Origin of the sequence: Streptomyces sp. NPDC002133, assembly GCF_040296405.1 — a bacterium.
In the GTDB taxonomy this organism is placed as follows: Bacteria; Actinomycetota; Actinomycetes; order Streptomycetales; family Streptomycetaceae; genus Streptomyces.
This window is the reverse complement of sequence record NZ_JBEOXF010000053.1, coordinates 25,995-46,041: the sequence shown is the minus strand read 5'-3', so window position 1 is coordinate 46,041 and position 20,047 is coordinate 25,995. Positions and strand designations below refer to the sequence as shown.

Annotated in this window: 14 protein-coding genes and 2 pseudogenes; 8 read left to right on the top strand and 8 right to left on the bottom strand. The window is 66.8% G+C overall.

The annotated features are described in order from the left end of the window. The first annotated feature begins 36 nt into the window (after positions 1–36). The 4 genes from ABT078_RS33335 to ABT078_RS33320 all read left to right on the top strand — a co-directional run bounded on the left by ABT078_RS33335 (position 37) and on the right by ABT078_RS33320 (position 2,387). Positions 37–618, top strand: a complete 582-nt coding sequence (locus ABT078_RS33335) for a hypothetical protein (protein ID WP_351234433.1) — start codon at positions 37–39, stop codon at positions 616–618. A gap of 302 nt (positions 619–920) precedes the next feature. Then, the gene (locus tag ABT078_RS33330) at positions 921–1,478 is read left to right on the top strand and encodes a hypothetical protein (protein ID WP_351234431.1); all 558 of its coding nucleotides are present in this window, start codon (positions 921–923) and stop codon (positions 1,476–1,478) included. A gap of 236 nt (positions 1,479–1,714) precedes the next feature. Next, positions 1,715–2,014, top strand: coding sequence for a hypothetical protein (locus ABT078_RS33325; protein WP_351234429.1), 300 nt, complete (start codon positions 1,715–1,717; stop codon positions 2,012–2,014). A gap of 28 nt (positions 2,015–2,042) precedes the next feature. Next, positions 2,043–2,387, top strand: a complete 345-nt coding sequence (locus ABT078_RS33320; RefSeq protein ID WP_351234427.1) for a hypothetical protein — start codon at positions 2,043–2,045, stop codon at positions 2,385–2,387. 227 nt (positions 2,388–2,614) lie between these two features. Here the strand turns inward: ABT078_RS33320 and ABT078_RS33315 are convergent, their stop codons facing one another. Next, complete coding sequence (locus ABT078_RS33315; protein ID WP_351234425.1) at positions 2,615–2,821, bottom strand: DUF1877 family protein; 207 nt, start codon at positions 2,819–2,821, stop codon at positions 2,615–2,617. On the opposite strand from ABT078_RS33315, the gene ABT078_RS33310 reads away from it, so the two are divergent. Next, positions 2,812–3,327, top strand: coding sequence for an SMI1/KNR4 family protein (locus ABT078_RS33310; RefSeq protein ID WP_351234423.1), 516 nt, complete (start codon positions 2,812–2,814; stop codon positions 3,325–3,327). The genes ABT078_RS33315 and ABT078_RS33310 overlap by 10 nt on opposite strands. A gap of 68 nt (positions 3,328–3,395) precedes the next feature. On the opposite strand, the gene ABT078_RS33305 is transcribed toward ABT078_RS33310, so the two are convergent. Continuing rightward, a complete protein-coding gene (locus ABT078_RS33305; RefSeq protein WP_351234421.1) occupies positions 3,396–4,490 on the bottom strand; it encodes an ISL3 family transposase in 1,095 nt (364 codons plus the stop codon). Positions 4,491–4,519: 29 nt separating this feature from the next. On the opposite strand from ABT078_RS33305, the gene ABT078_RS33300 reads away from it, so the two are divergent. Together ABT078_RS33300 and ABT078_RS33295 are read left to right on the top strand one after the other, a co-directional pair. Further along, complete coding sequence (locus ABT078_RS33300) at positions 4,520–5,884, top strand: IS4 family transposase (RefSeq protein ID WP_351234469.1); 1,365 nt, start codon at positions 4,520–4,522, stop codon at positions 5,882–5,884. Between the two features lie 227 nt (positions 5,885–6,111). Beyond that, on the top strand, positions 6,112–6,396 hold the full coding sequence (locus ABT078_RS33295; protein WP_351234467.1) for an MmyB family transcriptional regulator: 285 nt from the start codon (positions 6,112–6,114) through the stop codon (positions 6,394–6,396). Between the two features lie 120 nt (positions 6,397–6,516). Here ABT078_RS33295 and ABT078_RS42945 read toward each other — a convergent pair whose 3' ends face one another. The 6 genes and pseudogenes from ABT078_RS42945 to ABT078_RS33275 all read right to left on the bottom strand — a co-directional run bounded on the left by ABT078_RS42945 (position 6,517) and on the right by ABT078_RS33275 (position 11,001). After that, positions 6,517–6,828: a helicase associated domain-containing protein gene (locus ABT078_RS42945; RefSeq protein ID WP_502981430.1), complete on the bottom strand. Its 312-nt coding sequence runs from the start codon at positions 6,826–6,828 to the stop codon at positions 6,517–6,519. A 239-nt stretch (positions 6,829–7,067) separates the two neighbouring features. Continuing rightward, positions 7,068–7,361 (bottom strand): annotated as a pseudogene (locus tag ABT078_RS42940) (helicase associated domain-containing protein); the annotation flags it as partial. A 36-nt stretch (positions 7,362–7,397) separates the two neighbouring features. Beyond that, positions 7,398–8,333, bottom strand: coding sequence for a helicase-related protein (locus ABT078_RS42935; protein ID WP_502981429.1), 936 nt, complete (start codon positions 8,331–8,333; stop codon positions 7,398–7,400). 220 nt (positions 8,334–8,553) lie between these two features. Further along, positions 8,554–9,051 (bottom strand): annotated as a pseudogene (locus tag ABT078_RS42930) (DEAD/DEAH box helicase family protein); the annotation flags it as partial. Positions 9,052–9,088: 37 nt separating this feature from the next. Next, the gene (locus tag ABT078_RS33285; protein ID WP_351234419.1) at positions 9,089–9,607 is read right to left on the bottom strand and encodes a hypothetical protein; all 519 of its coding nucleotides are present in this window, start codon (positions 9,605–9,607) and stop codon (positions 9,089–9,091) included. Between the two features lie 869 nt (positions 9,608–10,476). Beyond that, the gene (locus tag ABT078_RS33275; RefSeq protein WP_351234418.1) at positions 10,477–11,001 is read right to left on the bottom strand and encodes a hypothetical protein; all 525 of its coding nucleotides are present in this window, start codon (positions 10,999–11,001) and stop codon (positions 10,477–10,479) included. A gap of 1,349 nt (positions 11,002–12,350) precedes the next feature. Between ABT078_RS33275 and ABT078_RS33270 the strand changes: the two genes are divergently transcribed. Continuing rightward, positions 12,351–19,979: a golvesin C-terminal-like domain-containing protein gene (locus tag ABT078_RS33270; protein WP_502981431.1), complete on the top strand. Its 7,629-nt coding sequence runs from the start codon at positions 12,351–12,353 to the stop codon at positions 19,977–19,979. The last annotated feature ends 68 nt before the right edge of the window (positions 19,980–20,047 follow it).

The following is a 20,047-nucleotide window of genomic DNA, read 5'->3' as shown; positions in this document are numbered from 1 at the left end:
GATCGGACACTTCCCCGCATCACGATCGGACGGCCTGTGACGACCGCGTACAGCGAATCCACCACCGAGGGCATCCCCGAACGCGTCCCCGGGCGGTCCTGGACCGTCCGCCTGACCGGCCACAGCGACCGCACCGCCACCGTCACCTGCAGCACGGCCGCGTGCCGCATGCCGGCCCGCTCCAAGAACCTGGCCGCGATGCGCACCTTCGCCGCCCAGCACGCCGCCGCCCACGCCAAGGCGGCCACGATCCGGCCCAACGCCTCCTGCCACTGCCGCGCCCAGCAGTGCGCCGCCCACCCGGACATGCGAGTGCACTGCGCCGGCGTGGTGGTGATGATCCTGCGCCACGACCCGACGGTGGGCCGGGTGTGGAGCGTGGAGGAGGTCTGCGCGGCCTGCGCTCCCCTGATCTCCCACGCCACGGTCGTGGCCCGTGCCACCCGGCCCCGGCCTGCCGCAGCCGAGAGGGATCCCGCGCAGGTCCCGGCTCCGCGCTCGGCCGTACCGGGCGGGTTCTCCTCGCCGGGCGCCCCGGCAGATGGTGCTGCTCAGCGCCGCCGGCCCCGGCCCACGGCCCGCCGTCCGCGCCGCCCGGGCAACGGGCAGGGACGCTGACCGCAGCGGCCGCCACACGCTCCCGAGGCCCGGCTCTGGACCCGCCGCAGCCGCGGCGCGGACCCCGTCCGCCTCCCGCGTCCCGCCGTGCGGGACGCGGGCGTTGAGGAAGCGCCGAATGTTCCCACGAGGCGGACCCGCTGCGCCCGGCAGCGGCCCCGCCGGCGCCGCTGCGGGCATGCTGCCGCCAGCCGCCGTCGACGCCCCCGAAGCGGCACCGACCGCCGAAGGAGCCTCGATGAGCGAGCCGAGCGTCCCCCGCCCCGAGGACCTCCACCTGTGGCTGCCGGACCGAGGACCGGATGCCTACGCACTGGTCCGGGTCGCCTCCAGCAGCGCCCCCCTCCGGCCGGAGGAAGCGCCTACGGCGGGGCCGACCGGCCGCGCCTACGGCGGGGCCGACCGGCGCGGACCGCCCGGACTTCGACCGTCGGCGCCTGACCCTGCACGGGGTCGTCCAGGGGCCGCAGGAGGCGCTGGATGCGTGGCTCCGGATGGAGGGCGGCCAGCGGGCGCTGGCCATCATCGGCACCGATCTCGGCGGGCTGCGCGAGTACACGCCGGGGGAGCTGGCGGCAGACCTGCTGCGCGACCCGCGGACCGACCGGGCGCAACTGAGCGCCATGCTGAGCCGCTTGCTGCTCTACCGGCGGCCCGACACTCTGGGCCTCGAACGCGGCTGGAGTGCCGCGGCTGCCGCCTGGGCTGTCCACATGCGCGCGTTCGCCGGCTACCCGCCGCCGGAGATCCTCGCCCATGCAGGGGTGCGCGACGATGCCACCACGGAACTGATCACGAGCACACCTGGCGGCGGGGCTTCCCGTTCCATGCCCAGAAGCGGCTGCGTGGCCTGCGGCTGACCGCCACCGACGTCGACTGGGCGGCCGGGGCGGGCCTGGAGGTCGGGGGGCCGATCGCCGCGCTGCTCCTCCTGGTCTCCGGTCGCCACGCCGCCGCGATGCCTCGGCTCGCCGGGCCGGGGGTGGCCGTGCTCAAGCGCGCCGCTCCGTCCGGGCCGGGAGCGGCGGGCGGATAGCGGGCAGGCGGGTCGCAGCACCGAGGAACACAACAGGGAACAGGCGGGGGTGAGCATGCTGTGGCGAGAAAGCGGTACGTAGGTGAGATCCGCATCAGCAAGCGGACCGTGCAGATCGGACACGAGGTCTATCCGCTGGCGAACATCTCCCGACCGGCGGGCACCCAGTACACGGCGCTGTCCGGCACTGCGTACGACGAGATCGAGCGGATCAAGAGCGAGATCGTCGGCGCCATCGAGGACCCGCCGCAGCAGGAGCGGATCGTGCAGGTCCGGGGCGACCTCGTGATGGGCGACAAGATCGGCCGGGGCAAGTACCAGCAGTCCGGCAGTGGTAACCACATCAACGCCGGGCGATAGGGCCCCGGCACGGGAGAAAGGCAGTCAGATGCCGGACTTCGTATCCGGAGACAAGGTCGGCGGCAGCAAGTACGTCCAGAGCGGCGACCGCAACACCTTCACGGTGAACAATTCGGCCGGCGTCCCCCGAGCCGAGCTGGACGCCGCGGTCGCCGAGCTGCGTGCCTTCATCGCTCAGCTCAGCCGGGACGGGGCGGTCGCCGCCGACGGCAGCGTCACCGACCCCGGCGCGGTGGTCGCCGCCGTTGAATCCCAACCGGGCCGGCTGCGGGCGCTGAGCAGCGTGATCGCGGGCGGCGCCAGGGATTCCGTCCTGGCCGCGGTCCAGGGCGGCGTGGCCACCCTGATCACCGCTCTGGTCGGGCAGGCATGAGCCGGGCGCGCGGCGCCCGATCTGGTGCGCCGGGCACCGGGATCCTTTCGCCGCTGTTCGTGGTAGTGCCGCCCACCGCCCTGCCTGTGTCCGGACGCTGTCGGCCACCTGGCCGGGACCGCCGCGCGCACTGGGTGACGAGATCGTCGAGCGAGAACCGAGCCGGTACTGCCGCAGCCCCGGGTCACCCGAGCCGATCCGGCCGGGATTCCCCTCACACCCCGGGGTCAATCGATCCAGATCAGCATCGCGTGACCGGTGGACGCGGCGTTGCGGAAGAACTCTGTCAGGGGAGTGAACAGGTCGCGGGCCCACTCCAGTGAGGCGGGCGAGTCCCAGATTCGGGGATAGATCTCGGCCTTGATGAGTTCGGAGGGATCGACGCCCTGGATGAGCTGGTCGTAACCACGTGCTAGGAAGGTACATGGCCACATTCGAAGAGCTACTTGACCTGCTCGGAGAGCCGCGATTCCATTGGTCCGATCCAACTGCCTGGATCGAGCTCGAGGAGTCGACCGGGGCGCGATTCCCGGATGACTTCCGACGGTTCTGTGACGCATACGGTCCGATTCTCATCAACAACCAGGTGAACATCGGTCATCCAGGCGTGGAGTTTGCGAATCTCGGAGTCAAGGTTCGGAAAGCGATCGCTGCTTGGTCCGAGATTGCAGAGGAGGAGTTTCCGAGTCGGGTGGGGACGGCCCCCGGTGAACTACTCCCCTGGGGCGGCGCGGCGTCGGGCGAGAGCATGTTCTTCCGGGTCCCACATCCGGGCTCCGATGACTGGGCCGTCGGAGTCTATGAATCCGACGAAGGTACATACCACGAGTTCGCGATGACCTTCACGGACTGGATGGTGTCCTATCTGCGGGGCGAGGACGTGATCGTGCGATCCGCGAACTTTGCTCCCGAGGGGCCGTTCTACAAACAGCTTCTCTAGGCTCGGTCCGTGTGCTTCGGCCGCCAGGTACGCCTGGCGGCCGAGACGCACCCGTACTGGGTGATAGATCAGTACGAAACCGCGCGGCTGCCGCGGTAGCCGCGAGCCTGGATCTCCAGGAACAGCTGGGTGCCGCTGACCTGGCCATGTGCTTCGGTGAAGCGGACGTTGAGGTATGCCTTGAACGGCTCCAGGACGCCGTTGGGCTGGCGCTCGCGGGCGGAGGCCAGCAGCTCATCGAGGTCGGTGTCGCGGAAGCGGCGCACGGTCTTGCGGTCGAGGTTCAGGCGGCGGGCGATGGCGCTGATCGTCCAGCGCTTCTCCAGCAGGCGGTGGATGTCCTTGTAGCGGTGGCGGGTGCGTTCGATGATCTGGGTGCGGGGCAGTTCCGCGGGCGGTAACAGCATCGGGGGTGGCTCCGGCACCTCGGTCACCGTCTCCTCCTCGGCACGTTTGCGCAGGCAGTCGCCGTGCTGATGGCAGGTCTTCTCCACCGCAGCAGACAGGTTCTGCAACAGGTGCCAGCGATCAGCGACTTCCAGGGCATGAGGGGCGGCTTCCTTGACCGCCTTGGTGTAGGCGCTGGCCCGGTCCCGGCAGATGATCTCGGCTCCAGGGTGCTCGGTGAGCCAAGCCGCGAACGTTTCGGAGGTCCGGTCGGGCAGAACGTCCACGACCCGGCGGGCCTCGACGTCGACCAGCACGGTGCCGTAGGTGCAACCCTTGCGGAAGGCGAACTCGTCCACCCCCAGCACCCGCGGCGCACCGTCCGGCACCGTCGGCGCCGTCAATAGCCTGAGCAGCCGGGTCCGGCCCGCGACCAGCCGCAGGCGGCGGCACAACCGCGCGGCCGGACGGCCGCCGAGCTCGATCGCGATCGACCACAGCCAGCCTGTCAGCCCGGTGCTGGAGCGGCGGTGCCGCTCGGACAGTCCCGGCACCTGCTCGACGAACGTCTTGCGGAAACAACTCTTCCGGTCACAGAAGTACCGGCGGACCCTCAGCCGGACTATGACCCGGCGAGAGCCCAACGGCCTTTCATCCAGGGCGCTTTGGATTAAGGCCATGAAGTTACGGCTCCGGGGATGTTGGCAAGTGTGCTCTGATCTGCGGCGGCTTCGGACGTGAGAAGCGGAGCCCCGGTAGAACTGGCAGTCGACCAAGACAGCCGTTCACAGCACCGGAGGCTCCGCTGTCCGATCAGTGTGTCATCACGCGTGAAATCACGGTAGCCAAGGGCCTGTTCGCCCCTGGTCACCTGGGGGAACTCACCCAGATCGTCCCGTTCGAGATGGTCGATGCGGCCCTCACCGAGACCGGTGCCGTCCAGCAACGACTGCGGAAGATCCCCGCCCGGGTGGTGGTCTACCTGCTGCTGGCCGCAGCCCTGTTCGAGGACTGCGGCTACCTTGCCGTCTGGCGCAAGCTCACCGCCGCGCTGGAGGCGATACCGGTCGCGAAGGTCACCGGCACAGCGCTCTGGGACGCCCGGACCCGTCTCGGTGTCCGCCCCATGCGGGCCCTGTTCGACCTGTTGCGCGGGCCGGCCACGGCGGTCCGCACCGTCGGCGCCCGTTTCAAGGGCTTGCTGACCGTCGCGATCGACGGCACCTACCTCGACGTCCCCGACAGCCCGCTGCACCGCGCCCGCCTGGGCAAGAGCACCAACCAGTACGCGACCTCCGGCTACCCGCAGATCTGCCTGACCGCGCTGGTGGCCTGCGGCACCCGCGCGGTCCTGGACGCCGCCTTCGGCCCCCGGTCCAGCGGCGAGACCGTCTACGGCAAGCGACTGACGCGCTCCCTCCACGCCGGAATGATCGTCCTGCTGGACCGGGGCTTCTCCGGGACCCCGTTCCTGACCGCCGTCGCCGGCACCCACGCCGCCTTCCTGGCCCGCGTCTCGGCCGCCCGCAAGCCCCCGGCCCTGGCCCGCTTCGACGACGGCTCCTACCTCTCCCGCTTCGGCGGCATCGAGGTCCGCATCATCGAGTGCGAGATCACCATCACTACCAGCCAGGGCCGTCAGACCGGGCTCTACCGACTGGCCACCAACCTCCTTGACCACCACCGATACCCCGCATCCGACCTGGTCAGCCTGTATCACGAGCGATGGGAAGTGGAGTCCGCCTACTTCGCAATCAAGAAGTCGATGCTGGGCCGCCGGGTCCTGCGCTCGAAGACCTGGGCCGGTATCGCCCAGGAGGTCTACTCCCTGCTCAGTGCCTACCAGGTCCTGCGGATCGCAATCGCCGACGCCACCGAGACCACACCCGGAGCAGACCCAGACCGGGGCAGTTTCAGCGTCGCGCTCCGATGCGCCCGCGATCAGATCGTCCAGGCCGCGGGCATCATCGCCGACACCGTGATCGACCTCATCGGGACGATCGGCCGAGCCGTCCTGGACCAACTCATGCCCGCCCGCCGCCTCCGCATCAGCCCCCGCACAGTGAAACGACCCCTGTCCCCATACGCATACAAGAGCCTCAAGGTCGACCGACGCACCTACACGGCCACCCTCAGCATCAACATCTTGACGCCGACGATCAGTCCGTAACTTCATGGCCTTGCGCTTTGGATACATGCTGTGTTTACGCCTCGCCTGCTTCCGACAGTCCGGGCATCGGCCCGGGCGAGCGGTGGACACCGCCTCCACCACAAGGACGTCGGTGGAGGCGCTGACGCGCTCCACTCGCACATCGATCCCGGGAAACAGCACAGCCTCGACGGTCTTGCTCGCCATGGCAGGAAACACACTGCTGAAACGATCCCTCGTTCCCCCCGCTGACCTGGGGATTCACGGAACTGCGGACAGAGCCAAAATTCGAGATCGGCATCACCAGGTGGGAATCGCAGAATGTTCGCCAGCACACGACCGGTCTCAAACGCGTGAATCACCCCATCGCCGGACGCATGGACCTCGCCTACGACAATCTGCACCTCGCCGCCGACCCCGACATCACCATCCTCACCTTCAGCTCCGAACCCGGCACCGCCTTCGACGACGCCATGCGCCTGCTCAACCTGTGGGCCCGTGACGAGGCCCGCACCGTACGCCGCACCACCTGACCGGCGTCCTCGATGACGTTCCGTGGATCGCGCACGGTGACGAGAAAGGCCTCGCCCGCACCATCGACCAGATGCTGAACAACGGAAAGCCGGAATGGTTCATGGCCAGCCGGTCGTGGCCTACGCCCACCGCATGCCAATCTGAGACAGCTGTTCCACTCGCTCCGGGGTCAGCGACGCGGCCCGGGAGCGCTGGTTGCTCACCCATGCACCCAGCCACAGCTCCCGCTGCTCCTGCTCCTCGCTGTCGTTGTTCCTGCCGCTGATGGTGATCGTCTCCGTATGTTTCCTAGGCACTCGGAGGTGCCCCTCGCGTTCGTAGTACTGGCGGGCTGCTGTGAGATGCATGGCCCATTTGTCGGCCTGGCTGGTGCGTGGGCGTGGTTTCTCGTCCTCGTCGGCGGGTTGGATGCCGAGGATGTGCTCCAGCATCCATTGCTGCGCACGTCTGTGAGCGTGTCCCAGCCGAGGCGCTGGGCTCGGACCCAGCGTCCCAGATCTTCGGACTGCACCAGCATCTTGCCCGGCGTGGTGGGCAGCTTTCCGCCTCCCTCCAGGTGCAGGCGGGTGAGGTGGAAGCAGCGTTGCCAGGCGACTGGCCAGATGGGGCACCAGGCGGGGTCGATCTTGGCAAGCTCCTCGCGTCGCTCTTCCGGCAACGTCCCGGCCGGCGGCTGGACCGGGAGGCACTCGGCTCGCCGTTGCTCGTTCTCCTGCGCCCGCCGGGCGGCTGCCCGGGCGCTCTTCAGAAAGGTCCCCACCCGGTATCCCTGGTGGGTGGCGTCCAGCGGCGCGAGCAGGTTGCCTGTCTCGGCGGCCCATCCGCGGGCGGCGGTGAGGCCTTCTTCCCAGGCGATGTCGTAGTGGGACCAGATCATGCCGAGCTTCCCCAGCTGCGCGATGCGGTCGGCGTCCATGTCGCCGCGGGCGTAGAACCTTCTCGCGTCGGCGGTCCACTGCCCCAAGGGAAATCCGGCGAGCGAGGCCGGCCACCCGGCCTTCTACGCCTCGTCACGCTCGGGCACTCGGTAGGTGAATGGCACGCGCAGGGCGCCGTGGAGGCGGTGGTAGAGGGTGGCGGCTTCGATGCCGCATCGCCAGTGCTGGTGTTCGGGGTTGAGGACGCGGAGGTTGATGAACGCGGCAAGCTGGGCCGGGTCGCGGGGCGTGCTGAACTTCAGCAGTGCCTGGGCCGGCGCCGACGGCCCACGCTGCTCTTCCACGCCCTCGCCTTCCAGGCTCTCCTCGCCTCCGGAACGTGTATGTACGCCCTTGGAGCGGCTTTGGGCCTGTGGCTCCGCGAGGGTCTCCACGATGCGGGCATCGTGCGCTCGGAGCGCTTGCAAGAACTTGGCCAACCCGGCGAACGCCCGGCTGGTGAGCATGTTGTCCGCCGTCTCGCCGGGCCCGAGCAGGGCCGGTACCACGAGGGAAGCGACCTTGCCTTCACCGGGCTGGATCCGCAGCGCCCGGCCGACGGCTTGGACGAGGTCGGGCATGGAGCCGCGTACGTCAGCGAAGTACACGGAGTCACAGTTTCGGGTGTCGACTCCTTCCCCGAGGACCTTCACGGAGCCCAGGTAGCTCTTCTCCACGACGGTGCCGTCGGTGGCGGTGCCCTCGGCGAATTCGGCGAGGGCGCGCCGTCGGTGGCTGGGCTTGTGCTCTCCGCACAGCCAGTCGGCCCAGATCGTCTTCGGGTAGAGCTCCGGGTCGGCGTCGTGCAGCCGCTTGGCGACGTTCGGGAGGCCGGCTGCGAACGCTTCGGCTTCCTTTACGACGTGGTGGAAGACGAGGGTGCGCTTGAACCCTTCCTCTGAGGACGCCTTTACCAGGGCGGTTTGCAGGGCGGCGAGCCGCGTCCCGCGCATCTCGTCCGTACGGCCCTCGGCACCGAGCAGCTGGGCGGCCTGAAGCTGGGTGTCCGTGACGTCCACGCACACCACCTGGTAGGGGGCACAGATGCCCCGGTCGATGGCCACCCGAGAGCGACAAGGTGAAGCACCGGCTGCCGAAGGGCGAGTCGGGGGAGTCGTCCATGCTTGCCACCAGCTCACCCGGCGCGCCCTGCTCGGCGTCCTCGTCCAGCTGCCACAGCCGTGGTGTGGCGGTCATGTACAGCCGCCGCAAGGCGGGGATGCGGGTGTTGTCGCGGACGACTGCCCAGGGCTTTCCGATCCGGCCCGAGACCCTGTGAGCTTCGTCCACGACGATCAGCGACCACCCTGGAAGGCCGGCGGCGTGCGCGCGCTCCAGGGTTCCCAGCCCGAGGGAGGCGTAGGTGGCGAACACTGTCACCTTGTCGAACGGCCGCACCCAGTCGACCAGCTCGTCCACGTCTGTGGTGTTGGGGAAGGGCACCTCCTCCCCGCGCAGGGAGGAGACCCCGATCATCGGACCTGTGCGGCCTCCCTCGCGCCACGCAGCCTCGGTCTGGGCCAGAAGATCCAAGCTGGGCACGAGCACGAGCACACGCCCCGCGTGGAGCTCTTCCGCGCTGCGCACGGCGACGAGGCTCTTGCCGGATCCGGTGGCCATGATTACCTGGGTCCGGAGCCCTCGCTCGGGCACAAGTGATCTTGCAGGAAATTCGAGAGCACGGATAACCGCATCCACGGCCTCTCTCTGATGCGGACGAAGCGTCTTCTTTTCCATCGAGGCGTCCCTTTTCCGGAATCTCACGTGCCCGTCTCTACTGCCCGTGCGCTTTCCCCAGCGCGGCTCGCTGCGCTTCTACGGCTGCGGCGAGGCGGGCGTGCAGTTGCTCGAGGAAGCTCCAGAGGTCCTCGGCGGCGATTCGGTAGCCGCTCTCGTCGAGGTCGTAGGTGCTGCCGACCAGGGCGCCCGCGGTGATGTGGTAGACGCACCCTGTGGTGTGGCTGAGGGCGTACATGCCTCCACCGCCGTCTGTGGCGAACACCGACACTGTGTCATCAACCGCGCCAGTAAGCCGGTTCGGATAGTTGCCCGCCTCGACCTTGGCAATGAGAGAGGCGGCGTCATCGATCCAGATCCCGTTGTCGAGGGCGGGCAGCTCCATGGCACCGAGGTGCCCGTAGTACTCCAGGAGCGGACGGGCTACGCCCTGGCGGGCCAAGGCCTCCGCCAGCACGGGACCCTCTTCGGTCCCGCGGCACACGGTGTGCTCCCCGGGCGGGTACCCATGGACCGCCTCGAAGCCGGACATGAACTCGGCAGCAAGGAGTTCCATGAGCTCATGCCATTTCCGCAGATCTACGAGGTGCACGTGGCGCGACTCCGTTGAAGGTGAGCAGGGCTGGAGCCTGTGACCTGGTCATTGCTCGCTTTGGCGAGCGTATCGACTTCCGGGAGTAATCCACAGGGTGCCCACTCGCTGGAAGCGTGGCAGATGGGGCCCAAGCTCTCGGCCGGGGCTCGATGCCCAGCACCTCGCCGAGCAGCCACTGCTGCGCGGGCATCAGAAGGTTCCATTGGGCCGTGCTGCGCTTGTGCCAGTGGCGCTCGTTTGGCGGGGTCGTTGATCCAGACCTGGCTGGGTATCTCGGGTGGTTTCGGCCGTCGGGCGAAGCGTTCGGGATGGCGTTTGTAGAAGGCAGCAGCGAGCTGGGCGTAGGTGTCGCCGCAGCGCAGGTGGGCCTCGACCAGGAGGGCCTGACGGCCCGACGGCCGGGCAGCAGAGGGCGCCAGTGTGTGCGCTGCTGCCGGCGCCGTGCCTGAAGGTGCCGCGTGAGGAACTGCACGCTCGAACTGAACAGGTCGATCGCGGATGGGTGAACAAGCACGACGAAGCTCCTGGTAGGGCACGGGCGATCTTGGCCGTGACCCCGTCTACCAGGAGCTTCACTACTTCGTACAGTCCGCCACTGCCAACTTGCCGCCCTCGCAGCCGGGTTGGGAAAGGCTCAAGGTCAATGGCGAGCGGCAGTAAGCGTGGCGGGCCGTGGACCAGGACAGCAACGTCCCGCCCAGCCCCAGCCGAAGGCCAAGCCCGCCGCCAAGGCACCGCGCCGCATCCCGGCCGACGACCAGCCCAAGCCGCGCCCCGCCCGCAAGTGCACCACCAAGCCCGCATCCGCCTGAGGCTGAGCGGAGAAAACCTCAGTAGTCCGGGGTTACAGGAGGAGCTGTCGTGGGGGCCTGTGTGCCGCAGGTCGCGCGGCCGAACTCCCCCTGCGCCACGGAACGGGAAACCACGCGCCCGTGAACTGCGAGTGCGCACTCGGCGCGGCCGCCCTTCTCGCCGAGTGTGATCTCCATCGTGGGCGGTGAGCCGTCCGCGGGCATGGCGACCTTCTTCGTCCAGGGCAGCTCGGCCGGTGAGAGATTCCCGCTTCGCCCGCCGCCCTCGTTGAACGAGACACCGACGCTGTCCTTGCCGGTGACGGAGTAGACGACGCCGTACGTCGGGATCTTCGCGGGCCCCTTCCTCTCCTCCTTGGGGAGGGCATCCAGGCCGATGACCACCGCCGCGGCGGCCAGCACTGCGATGCCGCCTATGAGTAGACCTCTTGTGATCCAGCGTGCCGGGTTGGCGGAGGTACGGGCAGGGGTAGCGGGATCTTGCTCGTCCTGGCTCGGAGTCTCCACGGACTCTTCGACGGGTGGTTGGGGGCTGATGGTCACGGTTGCGCCCTCCGTCTCTCTCGGCTCTATGCAAAACGGCTGGTTTATACAGGAGTCGAGCGTGTTCTCGCCAGCCATGGAATAAGAGGGCTAAATCGGACGGTAGTTGTCTGTGTCGATTGATCAACTGTGCCGCTCATTAGGTCGAATGCCCCTACTTCTCCCGTCGGTTGACTGTCGGTCGATCAAGGGTTAATGATGCGCCCGCTTACCGGGCTGGCATGTACACCGCGGGCTGGTCATTTTTCGTTTGTGGTGCTGAGCGGTTTCCGGTGCGGCTCGCCGGCGTACCGCTCTGCCGGTCGGGGGCGTATTCGGCGCGCGTGAATTCGCGCGCCTATCAAGGCATGGACGAGCGGAGATTCGGTATGGCCAACAAATGGAGACGCGCCGGCGTGCTCCTCATAGTGGGGGCCTTGTGTGGCCCTTTGCTGTCGGCTCCGGCGTTCGCCGCGAATGCGGGAGCGGCTGAGGGCGATGACGGAGGGCCTGGCCTGGTCGACACAGTCAAGGGCTGGTTTTCGGACGACGAGGGCGACGACGAGAAGCGCCACTCCGCGGAGACGGACATCCCGCAGAAGCAGCGCCTCCCCAAGGGGCAGAAGGCGCCCAAGGCTCATCGGGTCAAGGAGCTCGCGGGCAAGCGCACCGCCAGCGCGCGCTACTGGCAGCTCTCGGACGGACGCATCGAGGCCGAGATCTCGGCACGCGTGACGTCGTACCGGGCCGGCAAGGGCTGGAAGCTGATCGACACTACGGTCGGGCGGACGGACCATAAGGGGTTCGACTACGCCAACACCACGAATGTGGGGCGCAGTTACTTTGGGTCGGACCCGAATCGCCTGATGCGGCTCGAGGCGGAGACCGGGCAGTCCGTCACCTTCGGCCTGGTGGGCGGACCCGAGGGCGCCGGGAAACTGAAGCCCGAGGCCAAGGGGGAGACGGTCAGCTACCCGGATGCCATGGGTGAGGCCGACCTCGTCTACAACGTACGGCCGGGCGAGGTGAAGGAGGACATCGTCCTCACCGAGCGGCCTGCCGCCGCACAGAAGTTCACCTTCACGATCACCACCGAAGGGCTCACGCCCAAGCTGCGCAAGAGCGGCGCGATCGACCTGTACGGGGAGTTCTCCAGGCGCCCCGTACTCGCCATCCCGGCGCCCTTCATGACGGACGCCAAGAAGGCACACAGCAGCGCGGTCAGCCAGCAGCTGGTCAAGGCGGGCAAGGGCTGGCGGCTGACCGTGGTACCCGACGCCAAGTGGCTGGCCGCTCCGGAGCGGCAGTACCCGGTCGCGATCGACCCGACCGTCCGCGTCATGGGCCCAGCGGACGGTGCGCAGGACACCATGATCGCCTCGCAGGCTCCGACGTTCAACTACAACGACAACGACGGCGCGGGCACCCGCTATCCGCTCAACGTCGGCACCAACGCGTTCGGCACCATCCGGTCCCTGGTCCAGTTCCCGGTGACCTCGATCCCCGCTGGCACCAAGATCGACTCGGCGCAGCTCAGTCTGTACTACGACAAGACGCACACGACCAACGCGAACAGCGTGACCATCGAGGCCCACCGGGCCACGGCCGCCTGGAGCGAGACCTCCGCGACATGGAGCAGTGCCAACGGCATCACCGGTGAGCTCTCCGGCACCTCGGTCACGGTGGACGACGGCGACGTCGGCACTACGGCGGCGGTTGGCGAGTGGCCTCGGGTGCCCACCACGAGCATCAACGTCGGCAACGACTACGTGTACAACAAGAACACCGCCACGGGAGAGTCCTACACCTGGCAGCCCAAGCTGCCTGAGTCGGGTACCTACACGGTGGATGTGCACCATGCCGGCGTCGCCGACGCGACCACCGTGGCCCCGTACACGGTGACACACAACGGCGGAACCGCGCCGTACACCGTCAACCAGACAACCGGCGCCAGCGGCGTGTGGACGAAGCTCGGTTCGCACTCCTTCGCCGCCGGTACGGCCGGCAAGGTCGTCCTCGGGGACACCGGGGACTCCACCAAGCGGACCATGGCGGACGCGGTCCGCTTCACCAAAGCCGCGACCGTAACCAAGAGCGCGAACGCCGCGAACAGTGTCCGGCACACGTTCTCGGTCACCGACACGGTCCAGTCCTGGCTCAACGGCACCTACACCAACAACGGCTTTGTGCTGAAGGCGGCGGACGAGTCCGTGCTGGGCAAGGGCGGGCCGAGCTATGTCTCGTCCGAGCTCAACAATGGACTCTCCAACGGGCAGACCGACGAGCCCACGGTCTTCCCCAAGCTCACCGTCACCTACGGCCGCCCCGGCGTCACGCTCGCCGCGCCCACCACGATTCACGACACCGGTGCGGAGCTGTCCTGGTCCGCCTATGCCGATCCGTCGACCGGCACCGGCGACGACATCGTCGAATACCAGGTGCACCGCGGAACGACGGCGGACTTCACCCCTTCGACGGCGACGCTCGTCGCGCCGGTCGCCAAGACGTCGACGACATACACCGATACCTCCGCCGAGCCGAGCATCCCGAACGCGGAGGACGGGATCAAGACCTACTACTACATGGTTGCGGTGAAGAACCAGGACGGGCAGCTGATCACCGCTCCGACCCAGCGGATCACCGCGCCCTACCCCAACCGGACCACCAAGATCATTCAGACCGGTGTCACGGACACCACCCTGTCCACGACCGAGTCGACCACGGCCCACGACACGGTCAGCAGCAATGGCGCCGCACAGAAGTGGCTTGCCGTCGGCAACAACTCGACGACCCTCGGCGTCACCCGTGCCCTCGTGAAGTTCTCGGTCCCGGCCCTGCCGTCGAGCGCCAGGCTGCTCAACGCGCAGGTCAAGCTCTGGAGCGCCTCCACCACCAGCAGCACGACCGGTGCGGCCTTTGACATCCACGGTCTGAACAAGGACTTCGACCAAGCGACCGCCACCTGGACCAAGGCGAATGCCACAACCAACTGGGCAGCCGCAGGCGGCGACTTCGGCTCCTCGCAGGGTGAGCAGGCATTTCTCACCACCAATGAGTCCGGCTGGCGCGAGTGGTACGTCACGTCACTCGCGCAGAGCTGGCTGAACGACTCGGCGTCCAACAAGGGCGTACTGCTCAAGTTGGACAACGAGACCACCGCCGGGCCGCAGGAGCAGACCATGTTCCTGTCCTCGGAGGCAGCCGAGACGCAGCTTCGGCCGCAACTGGTGCTGACCTACCTTGATACGAATGCGACGTACTCCGCGCCTCAGACACCGGCCCGGATGGTCCCCGGTGACACCATCACCACGCGGGTGAACGTCTCCAACACCAGTGGCGCGCGCTGGAACGTAGCGGACTACGTGCTGTCCTACCGGTGGTCGCTGCCGGACGGCACGGATGTCACCAACGGCGGAAACCAGCTGCAGTCGGCGATCCCCGGCGGTGCGGAGGAGACGTCCCTGTCGGTCGGTGAGACGGCCGCAGTCGATGCGCAGGTGAAGGCGCCGATCAATTCGGACTCAGGCAGTAAGCGGACCGAGTACATCCTGACCTGGGACGTCTACAACAAGACGACAGGCCAGTGGCTCTCGCAATCAGCCGGCATCGACGGCCTTCAGCAGAGGGTGGCGGTGGAGGACCCGACCTCTGACCAGCTGGGCCTGGAGAAGTTCTACTCCTACGCAGGCAAGAACACCGGTGCAGGTTCGACGGTGATGAACAACCTGCACGCGGGGAACAACGTCTGGTCGTACAACGTCTTCAGCAACCCGGGACGTGGCCTCTCAACTTTCGCCCGGCTCAACTACAACTCCCTCGACACCTCCGACACCGGGCTGGGCCATGGCTGGTCGGGCCAGGCGGCCGCCCCGCTACGGCTGGGCATGGCGCTCGACTTCCACCCGAACCCGAACCCGACCGAAGTGACCATGCCGGACGGTGACGGCACCTCGCACACCTTCCGCAAGCAGCCAGACCAAACCTGGAAGGCCCCGGCCGGAGTCCACTACCTGCTGGAGCAGATCGCCAGTGTGCAGTGCACCCCGGACAAGGACGAAGATCCGCGGGCCTGGAAGATGACCCGCCCGGACCGCACCGTGTTCTGGTACGACTGCAACGGCTACATCACGTCGATCGTCGACAAGAACGGCAACACGCAGACCTACACCTACGAGAAGCTTACCTCCGGCAACAAGCGCACCAAGCTGCTCAAGTACATCACCGACCCAGCCGGACGCCAGTCCCTCACGATCGAGTACTACACGAAGGGCCAGTCGTACCCGTACATCGACGACGCCGGTGTGAAGCAGACCGGCACCAACCTCACCAACCCGAAGATCATCGACCACGTCAAGTCGATGACCGACATCTCGGGCCTCCGGAAGGTGTCGTTCGTCTACAGCGACAAGGGCCTGCTGGGCGAGCTGACCGACGGTGACGGATCCAGCCAGCCGAAGGTCTTCACGTTCACCTACGACGACACGCAGGGGAACAAGAACGTCAAGCTGGAGAAGGTCTCCGACCCGCGCCACCACGAGACCTCACTGGCCTACTACTACCCGCAGACCGGAGACGACCCGAAGTTCCACTGGTCGGCCAAGACCATCACCGACCGGCTCGGCGGCCACACGGAGTTCGCCTACACGGACCCGGACGGCACCAGCGGCTCGACAATCGAGACGAAGGTGACCGACGCCCAGGACCACGTGTCGACGTATGTGACGGACGGCTACGGCCGTCCCACCTCGACCACCAACGCCAAGTCCCAGAACACCAAGCTGAACTGGGACGCGGACAACAACGTCACAAGCCTCGAGGAGGCCAACGGCGCGGTCACGACGTACACGTACGACCCCAAGACCGGCTACCCCCTCACGCAGAAGAACGCCGAGGCCAACAAGAACGGTACGGCTGCGGCGACCTTCACCTACACGACCGGCCTGAACGGCTACATCGCCGATCTGTTCCAGAAGAAGTCGCCAGAAGGCCGTACCTGGCAGTTCGGGTACGACACCTTCGGCAACCTGAAGACGGTCACCGACCCCAAGGGCGTCGCCACCACGACGGCCGGGGACTACACGACGTCGTACGACTACGACGCCTACGGTCAGATGACCAAGGTGACCGACGCCAACGGCAACCCGACCACCAACAGCGACTTCGCCCCCACCGGCTATCCGAAGACGATCACGGACGCGCTGAACAAGTCCACCTCGTTCGTCTACGACGAGCGAGGCCAGGTCCGCGAGGTCACGGACGCGCTGGGCAAGACGACCACGCAGACGTACGACACGTTCGGCCGCCCGCTGGAGCAGAAGCAGCCCAAGTCCGCCGGTGTCGACATCACCACCCCGGCCCCGGTCTACGACGCGAACGACAACGTCACCACGTCGACCGCGCCCAACGGTGCCGTCTCCACGGCAGTGTACGACGATGCGGACCAGGTCATTTCGGCCACCGCGCCAAAGGACACGGCCACCTCGGACGAGCGGAAGTCGACCTACACGTACGACAAGGTCGGCAACTTGAAGACGACGACGGAGCCCAAGGGCACCCTGACTTCGGCGGACCCGGACGACTACGTCACCACCAACCACTACGACGCGATCTACCAGCTCACCACGGTGGTCAACGCCAGCGGTGACAAGCTCTCGTACGAGTACGACAACGTCGGCAACGTCACCACGGTCATCGACCCGAAGAAGAACGCGACCGCCGACCCGCTCGACTACACCACCAAGACCGCCTACGACCTGAACCACCGGGTCACCACGGCCACCGACGCGGCCGGCAAGAACACCTCGCGCACCTACGACAAGGACTCCCTCGTCGTCGCCGCCAAGGACGCCGAGAACAACGAGATCCTGATCAGCTATGACGAGCGGGGCAAGCAGACCGAGGTCAAGGTCCCGCACACGGGCACCAGCCCCAACATCACCTACCGGACAACGAAGTACGAGTACGACCAAGCCGGCAACACCACCAAGGTGATCACCCCGCGTGGCGTGGACACGGCCAACGCCGATGACTTCTCGGCGCGCACCGAGTACGACAAGCTCAACCGGCCGGTGAAGCAGTTCCAGCCCTACGACCCAGCAGATGCCCGCTACAACAGTCCGAACGTCTACACCCAGACGTTCTACGACTCGGTCGGGCGGGTCTCCAAGACCTCCCTGCCGCCGTCCGAAGGCCAGACGGTCCGCAACGACACCACCTACAGCTACTACGACAACGGCTGGGCCAAGTCGTCGACCGACCCGTGGGACATCGTCACCACCTACGACCACAACGAGCTCGGTCAGCAGACCGCCCGGACCCAGACTGCAGCGGGCGGTTCGTCCGACCGCACAATGGGCTGGACGTACTACCCGGACGGCAAGCTGAAGTCGAAGTTCGACGACGGCGTGCCGGTCGGCAGCGCGGTCCCGCTCGTCGACAACTCCGACACCCAGAACACCAGCTCCACCGGGACCTGGAACAAGGCCAGCCTCGCCAACGGGGAGCAAGGGTATGACTTCCAGGTCCATCCCGCCGGAGCGGGGACGGACACGTTCACCTGGACGCTGAACATCCCCAAGGACGGCACCTACACCGCCTACGTGAAGTACCCGAGGGTGGACGCCGCCGCCCTCGCAGCCAAGTACACGGTCACCCACGCCACAGGCACATCAGAGAAGACGGTCAACCAGAATCTCAACGGCGGCACCTGGGTCGAACTCGGCTCATACAGCTTCAAGCAAGGCAATGACGCCAAGCTGACGCTGGAGCAGCACGAATCAGGCCCCGTTCTGGCCGACGGCGTCAAGCTGGTGCGCGACAACTCGGCCGACACGGACAGCGAGAAGCACACCTTCGCCTACGCCTACGACGTCAACAGCAACCTCACCTCGATCGACGACACCTCATCCGGCGCGAAGGTCGACGCTTACACCATCGCCTATACCGGCCTGAACCAGGCCCAGAAGGTCACCGAGGCGCTGGCCGGCCAAGAGAAGAAGTCCACGTCGTACACGTACGACGCCAACAGCCAGCCGGAGACAGTCACCCACCCCGACCAGTTCTCCAAGTACACCTACGACCTGCGGGAACTGGTCAAGACCGTGTCAGTCGGCAAGACACCCACGGACGCCTCACCGAAGGTCACCTCGTACACGTACACCGACCGCGGCCAGAAGCTGAAGGAGACCAAGGCCAACAGCAACACCGTCGACTACACCTACTACCTCGACGGCGCTCTGAAGAGCACCGCCGAGAAGAAGCCCAACGGCACCCTCGTCTCCTCACACACCTACGCCTACGACCCCAACGGCAACAAGGCGCAGGACGAGGCGAAGAAAATGAACGCCGACAACCACACGGCATATCTGGAGTCCACCACCGACTACACCTACGACCCGGCAAACCGGCTCGCCAGATCGGTCAAGACCGGCAACGGCGCGGGCACCGAGACCTACATCCACGACGACAATGCCAATGTCATCAGCCAGACGGTCAAGGGCACGTCCACGACGTACAACTACGACCGCAACCGGCTGCTGAGCGCCAGTACGTCGGGTGTGTCGGCCTCTTACAACTACGATCCGTTCGGCCGCCAGGAGTCGGTCACCAGCGGCGGACAGGTCATCTCACGAAGCGTGTACGACGGCTTCGACCACGTCGTGGAGTCCCAGAAGATGGACGACACCGGCGCGATGAAGTCCACCACGTACACCTTCGATCCGCTCGATCGCACCGCATCCAGGACCGCGGACGGCAAGACCACCGACTTCACCTACCTCGGCCTGTCCGGCGAGGTTCTGAACGAGGAAGTTGCCGGTCAGCTGACCAAGTCCTACCAGTACAGCCCGTGGGGCGAGCGCCTCTCCCAGGTCAAGTACAACACCGGCGGCACGACGGAGGACGGCTACTACGGCTACAACAGCCACACCGACGTCGAAACCCTGACCGACAGCACCGGCGACACCAAGGCCACCTACGGCTACACCGCCTACGGCAAGGACGACACGTCCGAGTTCACCGGCATCGACAAGCCTGACGCCGCTGACCCGACCAAGGAGGCATACAACCCCTACCGCTTCAACGCCAAGCGCTGGGATGCCCAGTCCGGCACCTACGACATGGGCTTCCGCGACTACAACCCGGGCCTGAACCGTTTCACCACCCGGGACATGTACAACGGCGCCCTCGCCGACATGGGACTCGGCAGCGATCCGCTGACGGGCAACCGATATGCCTTCACCGGAGGTAACCCAGTCTCGCTGGTCGAGATCGACGGGCACATCCCCGACTACTGCGGCAGCGAAGCCCAGTGCCACGGCTACAATCCCAGCACGGGCGGTTGCCCCGGAGGCTGTGGCACCACGGCCAACACGGAGTGGCACAACCAGCAGATCGGGGCGGTGGCTCCGAAGGTCGACAACGGTACGCTGAGGGGCATCCTAAACGACATCTACATCAAGCCGGGATCGACTCCAGAAGTCGGAAACGGGAAGGTGGGAACAGCCCTCCTCAATGAGTTGAGGACGGGCAAGCCGACCAAAAAACTATGGCACGTCGCCGACGCAGCTGACCAGCTTAACCGCCTGGTAAAACTCCTGGAGGCTGACCGGAAGCCGGACAAGCCCACGCAGCTGTCCGTAGCGGACCGGAGTATCGCTCTCGGTGAGGCTGACGAACTGTGGAAGGCCCTCAACACGGTCGACGAGAACGGAGCGATCACCAAAATCCTCAAGGAGAACGATGTGGCAGCCAGCGCGGTGAAAAAGGCCGCCAACATCACGTGGCGGGCACCCTCCATGGCGTCCATCACGGGCGGGACCTTCGAATCGAACCCGCACGGAGTTCCGCGACTCAAGGGCGAACCGAAGCTTCCCAGGATAATGAATGGCCTGGGTGTGGCAGGCGACCTCCTCTTCATTTGGCATGGAGTCGAGTCCCTCCTGCGCGGTGATCAGCCGTGTGATGTCATGGGCGACTGCCCCGTGCCAGAAGTTGCGTAGCGGCTAATGGCTTGATGGATTGATGCGCCTCTCTGGGGATCCGATCCCCAGAGAGGCGCTTCTCGGTA